Origin of the sequence: Noviherbaspirillum sp. (assembly GCF_035627455.1) — a bacterium.
Classification (GTDB): Bacteria; Pseudomonadota; Gammaproteobacteria; order Burkholderiales; family Burkholderiaceae_D; genus Noviherbaspirillum.
Genome location: NZ_DASPLS010000004.1, coordinates 1 through 11,089 on the forward strand (window position 1 = coordinate 1; position 11,089 = coordinate 11,089).

The following is an 11,089-nucleotide window of genomic DNA, read 5'->3' on the forward strand; positions in this document are numbered from 1 at the left end:
GCCATGAACGACCGCGACGCTCCCGCCGCCACCCGCAACTTCCTGCTGTGGCTGTTGCTGGGCGGACTGTTCATCCTCGGCTACATGACGCTGCGCTGGTTCATCGTCCCGGTGGTATGGGCGGTGATCCTGGCCTACGTCACCTGGCCGGCCTACGCCCGCCTGCGGCACGGCATGCGCGGCGCGCGCACCGCGAGCGCGCTGCTGATGACCGCGCTGCTCACCACCGCCTTCGTGCTGCCGCTGCTGTGGCTGGTCGGGTTGCTGCAGACCGAGTTCATCTATGCTTACCAGACCATTTCCACCTATCTCAACGAGGGCCCGCAGCGGTTGCCGGAAATCCTCGGGCGCATACCCTGGATCGGCGCGCGGCTGGCGCAGCTGGTCGAGCAGATCGCCGGCGACCCGATGTCGCTGCGCACCGAAGCCCTGCAGCTGGCGCAGAGCTGGTTCGGCCAGATGACCGACCTGGTCGGCGGCGTCGGCCGCAATGCGGCCAAGCTGGGGTTCGCGGTACTGACCGTCGCCTTCATCTACCGCGACGGCGATGTGCTGCTGCAGCAGGTGCAGCGCGTGCTGCGCCGCTTCATCGGCCCGCGCGCCGACCGCTATCTCGACGCCATCGGCGGTACCACCACGGCGGTGCTCTACGGGCTGGTGCTGACCGCGCTTGCACAGGGCCTGCTGGCCGGGATCGGCTACTGGGGCGCCGGCGTGCATGCGCCGGCGCTGCTGGGCGCGCTCACCGCCCTGATTGCGCTGCTGCCGTTCGGCACTCCTTTCGTCTGGGGCTCGGTCGGTATCTGGCTGCTGGTGACCGGCCGTACGCTGGAAGGCGTCGGCCTGCTGTTATGGGGCACGCTGGTGGTGAGCTGGGTCGACAACCTGATCCGGCCGCTGGTCATCAGCACCGCCGCGCAGATCCCCTTCCTGCTGGTGATGTTCGGCGTGCTCGGCGGCCTCGCCGCCTTCGGCCTGGTCGGCATGTTCGTCGGCCCGGTGATCGTCGCCGTGCTGCTCGCGGTCTGGCGCGAATGGCTGGACGAACGCGCGCCCGAAGAGCTGCGCATCCAGCGCCTGCGCGAATAGCATTCGGCTATTTTTCCCCGCGGTTTTCCCTGCCTTCCTTGTCGCCTTGATATGTCTGTTGTCGGCGGGCGACTTGCCGCTGTTGCCGCTGTTACCTTTCGTTTGCAATTCCCGAATTAGCATGCAAAATGGAAATATGACGTAAGGGCAAACCCGCCGAAAGGCGGGGACGCAAAGCTTCCGGGCTTCGCGCGCAATGGCATTGCCCAGTGCCGCAAGCCAGCGGGGCCGCCGCAGGCGCAGCGTCGCCCTTTTTCCTGCCGGAGAAAGGCGACCCATGTTTTCCACCAATCTGTCCCGACCCGGTGCAATCGCGCTGGCCGTGCTGGCCGCATCAGGCGCGCCGGCAGGCGCGACGGATTTGCCGGCCGCCGGCGACGCCGAACGCGACGCTTCCGGCGCCATCCTCTCCCGCATCCGCGCCGATGCCGCCCACCTGCGCGGCATCACCGGCCGCGGCGTGGTCATCGGCGTGCTCGATACCGGGATCAGTGCCGGGCATCGCGAGTTCGACGCAGCCGGAAAGCTGCTGCCGGGCTTCAGCGCCGTCTCGCCCGGCGGCGACGCGGCCGACCGCACCGGACATGGCAGCCACGTGGCGGCAATCGCCGCCGCCGCGCGCAACGGCAAGGGTATCTACGGTGTTGCCTACGAGGCGCGCATCCTGCCGGTCAAGGTTTTCGCCGATGTCGGCGGCTCGACCGCCGCGGTCGACAGCGGCCTGCGCCATGCGATCGGCAAGGCCGACATCGTCAACCTGAGCCTGGCCAGCAATGGCGCCTACGATCCTGGTGCGCTGCGGGAAGCGGTGCGCGCCGGCCTGCTGCTGGTGGCGGCGGCGGGCAATGACGGCGCCTTTCAGCCCGGCTGGCCGGCCCGCTTCGCGCGGGAGGCGTGGGCCGGCAATCAGATCATCGCGGTCGGCGCGGTGGACGGCGCCAACCGCATCGCGCCATTTTCCAATCGCGCCGGCGATGCCGCCGCCTGGTTCCTGGTCGCGCCCGGCACCGGCATCCTTTCGGCCAGCCTCGACGGCCGCTACGCGGTCATGAACGGCACCTCGATGGCCACGCCGATGGTCAGCGGCGCGGCGGCCCTGATCAAGCAGCTGTGGCCGGCGCTGCGCGCGGACCAGGTCGCCAATATCCTGTTCGTCACCGCGACCGACCTGGGCGCGCCGGGTATCGACCCGGTGTACGGACGCGGTCTGCTGAATGTCGAAAAGGCGCTCGCGCCGGTCGGCCCGCTGATTACCACCACCCTGAACGGGCGCAGGATCAATGTGCTCGCCGGCAGCGTGCAGCCGTCGGCGGCGACCAGCAAGCTGTGGCAGCTGGCGGCATCGGGACAGATGCGGGTGGTCGGGCTGGATGATTTCGAGCGCGATTTCGGCTTCGATCTCGGCGCCACGGTTGCGCGGCCGGCGCCGCTGTCGATGGAACAGGTGATGGGCGGCATGGACAGCCGGCTCGATGTGAGCGAACAGGTGCTGGGCGACGGCCTGCATCTGGCCGCCTTGACCGAGGTGCAGGCGCGGCCCGGCGCCGGCGTGAAACGCCGCCTTGCGGCATTCTCGCTGACGGCGCGCGATGCGCAGGGCGGCGAGTTGGCGTTCGGCATGGGCGGCCTGGCGCCGCAGGCCTTTGGCGCCGGCGCGCTGCTCCTGGACCAGGACTTGGCGCTGGCGCAGGTTGCGGCGCTCGCCAATCCGTATTTCACGCTGGCGCCCGGCGCCACGCATCTCGCGCTGGCGCGCCAGGTCGGCGGCCTCAAGCTGCGCGTCGGCATGCTCGGTTCCGGCATGGACGCGCTGCAGGGAGCGCAGGACGGCGGGCCGGCGGCGCCGGCCGGCCTGCCGAAGGCGCATGCCGGTCTGTTCGAAATGTCTAAGCGCTTCGGTCCCGCCGCGCTGTCGGTGTCGATGTCGCAGACGCGCGAATCGAATGCCTGGCTTGGCGCCTGGTCGAGCGGCGCGCTGGCGTTCGGCCCGCGCGCGTCCACCAGCGCGCTGCAGGTCGCGGGCGCCTTCATGCTTGCGCCCAAGCTGGCGCTCGCCGGCCAGGCCGCCTACGGCGTGACGCCCGGCGCACAGCCGCTCGACAACCTCGTGACCGAGATTTCGCGTGCGCGCACCAACGCCTTTTCCTTCGCGCTGGTGGCCGCCGACCGGGTGAAGCCGGGCGATCGGGTTAGCCTGTCGCTGTCGCAGCCGATGCGCGCGTATGCGGGACGCATCGTGATGGACCTGCTGTCGCGCCAGGTTGGCAGCGGCGGCGCCGCGCGCGAGCGGCTGGTATTCTCGATGGTGCCGCTCGGGCGCGAGATGCGCGTCCAGCTGAACTACCAGGCGCCGGTCGCCTATGGCGCCACGCTTGCCGTCACCGCCATGGTGCGCCGCGATCCCAACAACATGGTCGGCATCTCGACGGAAAAACTGCTCGCCGTGCGTTACCTGAAGTCGTTCTGATTCTTGAGAAGGGGCTGGACGCCCCATCCTCGCGGGGTTAAGCTCGCTGCACAAACCTATGATTCACGAATCCTTACCGCCAGATGTCGAACCGGCGCCGCAGTTGACGCCGCGGACGGAACCGGAACACAGCTTCTGGAGCCGCCGCCGGAAATTTCCGGAACGGATAGAAGGCGCGTTCCAGCGCGAGATGGACCGCATTCGCGAGCGCCGCATCCGGCGCACCGGCCTGGCCGCGGTGCTGCTGTACGGTGCGTTCGCGCTGACCGACCGCGTGATGCTTCCGGATGCCTACCTGCAAGCCTGGGCGATCCGCTTCCTGCTGGTGGTGCCGATGCTCCTGCTGGCGACCTTCCATGTGTACCGGATTCCGCGCCCGCTCTGGCGCGAGGCGGCGATGACCGCGGTCCTGCTTGCGTGCGGCCTCAGCATTCCCTGGATCGCCAGCCTCTCCAGCCACCCTAACGCCGGCCATTACCAGACCGGTGTCATGCTTGTCGTCCTGTTCGGCAATATCGTGCTGGCGCTGCGCTTTCGCAGCGCACTGGTAACGTCGATCCTGATGACCGCGATGTATGCGTACGCGCTGGAGCAGGTCGCGTCCATGACGCCGGAGGTGCGCCTCAACAACTGGCTGTTCTGTTTCGCGGCGGTCTGCATCAGCCTGATCGCCAGCTTCCGGATGGACCAGGACCAGCGCCGCGCCTACCTGGCGCGCATGCGCGAGCAGGAACGCAATGACGAACTCAGCCATGCGGTCGAACTGCTCGCGCGGCTGTCTGCCGAAGACGCGCTGACCGCGGTCGCCAACCGGCGCGAGTTCGAACGCCGGCTGGCGGTCGAATGGGGGCGCGCGCGGCGCGAGGGCCAGCCGCTCTCGGTGGTGATGGTCGACGTCGACTGCTTCAAGAATTACAACGATCATTACGGCCACCAGGCGGGGGACGCCTGCCTGCAGCAGATCGCCGCGCGGCTGCGCGGCGTGCCGCAGCGCTCCTCCGACCTCGTCGCCCGCTACGGCGGCGAGGAATTCATCGTGCTGCTGCCCGGGACGGACGACGAGGATGCCGCCGCCATCGCCGAACGGATGCGCCAGGCGATCGTCGACCTGCAGATTCCACATGCGGCGTCGCGCGTGGCGCCGGGCGTGACCGCCAGCTTCGGCGTGGCGGCGATGCATCCGGACGAGGGCGCGCAGCCGCAGGCGCTGATCGCGGCGGCCGACGCCGCCCTCTACCGTGCCAAGGAAAAGGGGCGCAATTGCGTGGTGCTGCAGCAACCCGGCGCGGAGCTGACGCTGGCGGCCGGCGTGGTGCATTAATATCATTCCGGCCACGCCTGCGCGCCGCGCATCGCGTAGAATCGCGCCACGTCCCTTCCCTCCTTTGCGCCATGTACCAACGCCCGATCGTGATGCTCGACTTTGAAACCACCGGACTGAGCCCGGGGCAAGGCGCGCGCATCACCGAAGTCGCCGCCTTGCGCATCGCCGGCGGCCGCATCGTCGAGCGCTTCGTGTCGCTGGTCAACTGTCATGTGCGGGTGCCGGCCTTCATCACCGGCCTGACCGGCATCACACAGCAGATGGTCGACGACGCGCCGTGCGTGTCGCGGGTGGTGCCGGAACTGTTGCGTTTCATCGGCCGCGACTCCCTGGCCGCGCACAATGCGAGCTTCGACGAGAAGTTCCTGCTGGCCGAAGCGCGCGCGCTTGGACTGGCGCCGGAACATGAGCGCATGCTGTGTTCGCTGAAGCTGTCGCGGCGGCTCTATCCGGGGCTGCCCGGCTACAAGCTGTCGGCGCTGTCGTCGGCGCTCGGCATCCGTTTCAGCGGCGCGGCCCACCGGGCGGAAGCGGACGCGGAAGTGAGCGCGAACCTGCTGCTGCATATCGGCGGCCACCTCGCGCGCACCTATGGCGCGACCAGCATCGACCCGCAGCTGCTGTCGCGCGTGAACGCGCTGGCCGCGGCAAAGGTGCCGGACTTCCTGCGCAAGGAGTTTGGCGCGCAGGGATAAAGCGCGGCGCCGGCCGGTCCAAGGAATGTCGCCGCCGGGACCCGCCATGCCTTTCGCGCGCCTTGCCTTTCTTGCCCTACTGAACCTTGCCGGGTGCACCTCGGCCGACATCCGGCCGCATGTGCCGCGCGAGGTGAGCGGCAGCGCCGCGCAGCAAGCGGCACCACCGGCCCCCTCCGCGCCGCCGGCGCGCCGTACGATTACGCCGGCGCCCGCGCGAACCGTCCCCACGCCGCCGCCTGCGCCTGCCATCGTCCTGCCGCCGCAATCCTCCGTGCCGCCCGGGCCGGTGCCGGTGACCGGCTGCGATCCGGGCGGCTGCTGGGGCGCGGGCACGCGTTACCAGGGCGGAGAAGGCGGCGCCTACCTCGACAAGTCGGGGCGCCTCTGCCAGGGCAATGGCACCTGGATGCAATGCTATTGATGCAACAACCCGGCGAATCGCCGGGCATTCTCCGCTCAGCAATGGTGCCGCCGGCGCGCGTTGATCGCTGCCGGATGGTCCTTTCGGTCCCATTCCCTTCGCGCCTGGCGGCAACAGGCTTGAGCTGCGTCATTGCATCGCGCACCTTGCATGTTTCCAAACCTCGACTAACATTTATAAACCGAGCGCTTGCTCGGTTTCCCCGCGCCGCATGCATCCCTGTCCTGGCGGCATCACGCGCGGACGCCTGCCTGACTCGATCAATAAACAAATACCAATTCAAGGAGACATGGATGAAACAATCCATCTGGAAGTATTTTGTTTCGCTGCTCGCGGCATTGCTGCTGCTGCCCGCGCCTTCCTGGGCGCAGGGCTACACCCAGACCCGCTATCCGATCGTGCTGGTGCACGGCCTGTTCGGCTTCGATAACATCGGGCCGCTCGGCTACTGGCACGACATCCCCTCGTCGCTGCGCAACGACGGCGCCCGGGTCTACCTCGCGCAGGTGTCCGCCGCCAACAGCACCGAAGTGCGCGGCGAGCAGCTGCTGGCGCAGGTCAAGCAGATCCTGGCGGCCAGCGGCGCGGCAAAGGTCAACCTGATCGGTCACAGCCACGGCGGCCCGACCATCCGCTACGTCGCATCGGTGCGGCCCGACCTGGTGGCATCGGTGACCAGCGTCGGCGGCGTCAACAAGGGCTCGAAGGTGGCCGACATCATGCTCGGCGTCGCGCCCGACGGCACACTGTCGCAGGCGGTGCTCGGTTCGATCGCCACCGGCCTGGGCCAGATCATCAGCTTCCTGTCCGGCAGCCCGACGCTGCCGCAGAACGCGGTCAACGCTGCAAAATCGCTGTCGACCGCCGGCTCGGCGAGGTTCAACGCCGCCCATCCGCAAGGCGTGCCGGCCACCGCCTGCGGCGAAGGCGCCTACATGGTCAATGGCGTGCGCTACTTCTCCTGGAGCGGCGCGCAGCCCTACACCAACATCCTCGACGTGCTCGACCCGGCGCTCGCGCTCACCTCGCTCGCCTTCGCCGGCGCCAAGAACGACGGCCTGGTGGCCAGCTGCTCGACGCATCTCGGGCAGGTGATCCGCGACGACTACGGCATGAACCACCTCGACGAGGTTAACCAGACGATCGGCCTGGTCAACCTGTTCGAGACCAATCCGGTGACGCTGTACCGCCAGCATGCGAACCGTCTGAAGAACCTCGGACTGTAAGGTGAACGGATGCCGATAACCAAGCGCGGCTTGCTGATCGGCGCGGCGGCCCTCGGGGCCGCCGTTGCCTGGTTCGGACTGCAATGGCTGCAGCCGGAACACCCGCCGCAAACGCCGCCGCAGGCGGCGCCGGATCTCTTCCCTTTCGTGCGCTCGCTGCAGGGCACGGTGCCGGACGGCCGGATCGACAGCACGCTGGCCGCGGAGCAGGTCGCCAGCGCGGAACTGGTGCGGCTGTTCGATTACTACCTGAGCGCGGTCGGCGAAACGCCGGTCGACGCAATCCGCGCCGAGATCGAGCGCGAACTCGGGCAGCGCCTCAAGCCCGAGGCAGCCGCCGAGGCCAGGCGCCTGCTCGCGCGCTACATCGATTACAAGCGCGCGCTGGTCGAAGTCGAAAAGTCGGCGCAGGCAAATGCGCAGGCCGGCGGCTCGGCGCAGGCGGTGCGCGCGCGCTTCGCGCAGATGCAGGAAGCGCGCCGCCACCATTTCAGCGAACGCGAGATGCAGGCGATGTTCGCCGACAGCGACGCCACCGACCTGGACGCGATCGCGCGGCTGGAAGTGATGCAGGATGCTGACCTGACCGAGGAACAGAAGCGCGAACGCCTGGCGCAGCTCGACGCAGCGCTGCCGGCGCCGTTGCGCGAGGCGCGCGAAGCGCCGCTGCGAGTCGTCCGCCTGGAAGAAGCCGCGCAGAAGATGCGCGCACAGGGCGCGAGCGAAGACGATATCTACCGCATGCGCGCGGCGGCGCTGTCGCCCGAAGCGGCGGCGCGCATGGCGCAGGTGGACCGCGAGGAGCAGGAATGGGCGGGCCGGATCGCCGCCTATCTCGCCGAACGCAAGCGCCTGCTCGCTGCCGCCGGACCGCTTGCGGCCGAAGAGCGGGACGGCATGCTGGCGCAATTGCGGCAGGCGCGCTTTTCGCCCGAGGAGCAGCGACGGCTGCCGGCGTATGAACCGCAGGACTGATCGCCCGCCCGCGTTGAAAACTTTACCTTGAGAGCCGATAGTCTGCCGCATTGAGCTTGCTCAACCGCATCGCATTTCACGCACCCTAAGCTCATCCGGACAAAATCCAGGAGAGAGCAAAAAAAGATGAAAGCGCCGCGCCGCCCCTTGCTGGGAGCACTCATTGCCGCCGCATTCGCGCTGGCGGGTTGTTTGCCCAAGAACCAGTATGTCGATCAAAAGGTCCCGGCCGAATTCCAGTTCACGAAGCTGGGCGACACGGTGACGATCCGCCGCGACAAGCTCGGCATCCCGCTGATCGAAGCGAAGAACAACGACGACCTGCACTTTGCGCTCGGCTATGTCGCCGCCGCCGACCGCCTGTCGCAGATGGTCGGCACCAAGCTGGTGGCGCAGGGCCGGCTGGCGGAATGGATGGGCGAAGCGGTGCTCGGCATCGACCGCTACATGCGCGCAATGAACCTGCGCCAGGCAGCGGAGAACTACTGGAACGCCGCGACGCCCGAGCAGCAACGGCTGCTGCAGCGCTATGCCGACGGCGTGAACGCCTACTTGACCTCCGGCGCCATGCCCGACGCGTTCCGCCTGACCGACTATCACCCGGAATTCTGGAAGCCGGCCGATTCCCTTGCCATCGTCGCGCTGAACCAGCTGATGCTCTCGACCAACCTGCAGGAAGAAATCGGCATTCTCAAGCTGGCGCAGGCGGTCGGCGCGGAGAAGGCCGCGTGGCTGGCGCCGGTCTACCCGGACCAGCCGCTGCCGGCGGACGAAATGCGCAAGCTCGCGCTGATCAACCTGAACGGGATCGACGAGTCGATCGACCGCATCCTGCTGGTGCAGGAGCGGCACGACATCTACGGCCTGTCCGGGGTGGCGGCGTCGAACAACTGGGCGGTGCACAAGTCGCGCACGAAGGACGGCGCGAGCATCGTCGCCAACGACCCGCACCTGCCGCTGGGGTTGCCGTCGATCTGGCACTTCGTGCATGCGAAGACGCCGGAAACCGACTGGGCGGGCGTCTCGATCGCCGGGCTGCCCGGCCCGCTGATGGGCTATAACGGCCACATCGCCTGGGGCGCCACCATGGTGATGGGCGACAACCAGGACATCTTCCTGGAAAAGCTGGCGAAGTTCCATGGCAAGCTGCATTACCTGTACAAGGGCAAATGGCTGCCTTGCGAGGAACGCCAGGAAGTATTTCGCGTCAAGGACGGCAGCGCCGAGGTGCAGACCTACTATGCAACCAGGCACGGCACGCTGCTCAACACCCTGCTGAAGACGCCGACCAGGGCGATTTCCTTCCCGACCCACATCAAGACCTCGTACGGCCTCGCATTCCAGAGCGCGGTCGGCGATCCCGCCAGCAGCCCGCTGGCGTTCACCGACATGGTCCGCGCCAAGACCATCGACGAGGCGCAGGCGGTGCTGAAGAACACGCGCGGCGTGCCGCTGAATGTGGTGTTCGGCGATCGCGACAATATCGCGTGGCAGGTCACCGGCACCTATCCGATCCGCAAGAAAGGCAGCGGCCTGGTGCCCTCCCCCGGCTGGGACGGCGAGTACGACTGGGACGGCTATCTCTCCCCGGAGCTGCATCCGTCCTCGCGCAACCCGGCGCAGGGCTTCGTCGGCACCGCGAACCAGCGCATCGTGCCGCAGGATTTTCCGCACACGCTCAGCTCATCCTGGTTCTATCCGGAGCGCTCCGAAAGGATCAACCAGCTGCTGTCGCAAAGCGAGCGCCACAGCGCCGAGGACAGCATGCAGATGCAGCTGGACCGGCACTCTCCGCTGGTCGGCAAGCTGCAGGACTGGCTGGACAAGAACCGGCCGGCGCTGGAGGAAGCGCTGCATGCGCTGCCCAGGCCGCGGCAGGCCAGGGCGCGGGAAGCGCTGACCGGCCTGCTGCAGCTCGACGGCAACCTGGCGCCGGAATCGCGCGAGGCAGCGATTCATGGCGCCTTCCTGCACACCTTCACCCGGCGCACCTTCCTCGACGAGCTTGGCCCGGCGAGCGGCGAGAACTGGAAGGCCTTCGTGCGGCTGTCCAACATGAGCTACTCGGCGCCGATGGACCACCTGCTGGGCGCCGACGCCAGCCCGTTCTGGGACGACATCAAGACGCCGAAAAAGGAAACCAAGGCCGACATCATCGCCGCCGCGCTGGCCGACGCGATCGACTATCTCGAGAAGAACCTGGAAAAGGACCGCAAGGGCTGGAGCTGGGGCAAGCTGCACACCTACCACTGGAAGACCGAAGCGGCGAAGATGGCCCCGATGCTGAGCCTGAAGCAGCGGCTCGGCATCGATTCGATGGACAAGGTGCTCAACCGCGGCCCGTTCGCCGCCGGCGGCGACCACACCACGCTCAACGTATCGGCCTACAACCTCGGCCATGACTTCGACACCTGGCTGGTGCCGACCATGCGCCTGATCGTCGACTTCTCGCGGGAGGAACCGATGCTGGCGATGAACAGCTCCGGCCAGTCCGCGCATCCGAGCAGCCGCCATTACGACGACGGCATCAAGATGTACCTGGACGGCCGCTATCACACGCTGCCGTTCAGGCAGGAAAACATCGACCAGGCGTACGGGCCGGCCTTGACGCTGCAGCCGCTGAAATGAAGGCGGCGTACGACGGCGGCGGCGCCGGGCGTCATACGCGGCATGCACAACGGATTGCGCGTAGCAGACAGTCCGGATGCGGGCCAGGAGTGGGTAGAGCGCAGCGAAGCCGGCCATGATCCGTAGCCGAGCGCGATGAGATTCGCCACGCTTTAGCTCGGCGGCCCCGCCTATCCTACGATCCTTTACATTTATCCGGACGCTCTGATGGTCAGGCCGGCGGTGTCGGTGTCGGTGTCGGTGTCGGTGTCGGTGTCGGTC

At 67.9% G+C, this 11,089-nt stretch carries 8 protein-coding genes and 1 riboswitch; all 8 genes read left to right on the top strand.

Translation table 11 applies throughout. The annotated features are described in order from the left end of the window. Window positions 1-1,089 (top strand): AI-2E family transporter (locus tag VEC01_RS00605; protein WP_324897710.1); only part of this gene is annotated, 1,089 nt, incomplete at its 5' end. Between the two features lie 136 nt (window positions 1,090-1,225). After that, window positions 1,226-1,325, top strand: a riboswitch (cyclic di-GMP riboswitch). A 41-nt stretch (window positions 1,326-1,366) separates the two neighbouring features. Beyond that, window positions 1,367-3,556: a S8 family peptidase gene (locus tag VEC01_RS00610; protein WP_324897712.1), complete on the top strand. Its 2,190-nt coding sequence runs from the start codon at window positions 1,367-1,369 to the stop codon at window positions 3,554-3,556. Between the two features lie 58 nt (window positions 3,557-3,614). Beyond that, the gene (locus VEC01_RS00615; protein ID WP_324897713.1) at window positions 3,615-4,877 is read left to right on the top strand and encodes a diguanylate cyclase; all 1,263 of its coding nucleotides are present in this window, start codon (window positions 3,615-3,617) and stop codon (window positions 4,875-4,877) included. A 71-nt stretch (window positions 4,878-4,948) separates the two neighbouring features. Next, on the top strand, window positions 4,949-5,575 hold the full coding sequence (locus tag VEC01_RS00620; protein ID WP_324897715.1) for a 3'-5' exonuclease: 627 nt from the start codon (window positions 4,949-4,951) through the stop codon (window positions 5,573-5,575). Between the two features lie 46 nt (window positions 5,576-5,621). After that, window positions 5,622-5,999: a hypothetical protein gene (locus tag VEC01_RS00625; RefSeq protein ID WP_324897717.1), complete on the top strand. Its 378-nt coding sequence runs from the start codon at window positions 5,622-5,624 to the stop codon at window positions 5,997-5,999. Between the two features lie 293 nt (window positions 6,000-6,292). After that, window positions 6,293-7,225, top strand: a complete 933-nt coding sequence (locus VEC01_RS00630) for a triacylglycerol lipase (RefSeq protein ID WP_324897719.1) — start codon at window positions 6,293-6,295, stop codon at window positions 7,223-7,225. Between the two features lie 9 nt (window positions 7,226-7,234). Further along, a complete protein-coding gene (locus tag VEC01_RS00635; protein ID WP_324897721.1) occupies window positions 7,235-8,200 on the top strand; it encodes a lipase secretion chaperone in 966 nt (321 codons plus the stop codon). Window positions 8,201-8,326: 126 nt separating this feature from the next. Next, complete coding sequence (locus VEC01_RS00640) at window positions 8,327-10,828, top strand: penicillin acylase family protein (RefSeq protein WP_324897723.1); 2,502 nt, start codon at window positions 8,327-8,329, stop codon at window positions 10,826-10,828. Window positions 10,829-11,089 lie beyond the last annotated feature (261 nt).

Bases quoted from the DNA above. Each gene is read 5' to 3' on its own strand.
- VEC01_RS00610 (WP_324897712.1), top strand. From the start codon at position 1,367: ATGTTTTCCACCAATCTGTCCCGACCCGGTGCAATCGCGCTGGCCGTG.
- VEC01_RS00615 (WP_324897713.1), top strand. From the start codon at position 3,615: ATGATTCACGAATCCTTACCGCCAGATGTCGAACCGGCGCCGCAGTTG.
- VEC01_RS00620 (WP_324897715.1), top strand. From the start codon at position 4,949: ATGTACCAACGCCCGATCGTGATGCTCGACTTTGAAACCACCGGACTG.
- VEC01_RS00625 (WP_324897717.1), top strand. From the start codon at position 5,622: ATGCCTTTCGCGCGCCTTGCCTTTCTTGCCCTACTGAACCTTGCCGGG.
- VEC01_RS00630 (WP_324897719.1), top strand. From the start codon at position 6,293: ATGAAACAATCCATCTGGAAGTATTTTGTTTCGCTGCTCGCGGCATTG.
- VEC01_RS00635 (WP_324897721.1), top strand. From the start codon at position 7,235: ATGCCGATAACCAAGCGCGGCTTGCTGATCGGCGCGGCGGCCCTCGGG.
- VEC01_RS00640 (WP_324897723.1), top strand. From the start codon at position 8,327: ATGAAAGCGCCGCGCCGCCCCTTGCTGGGAGCACTCATTGCCGCCGCA.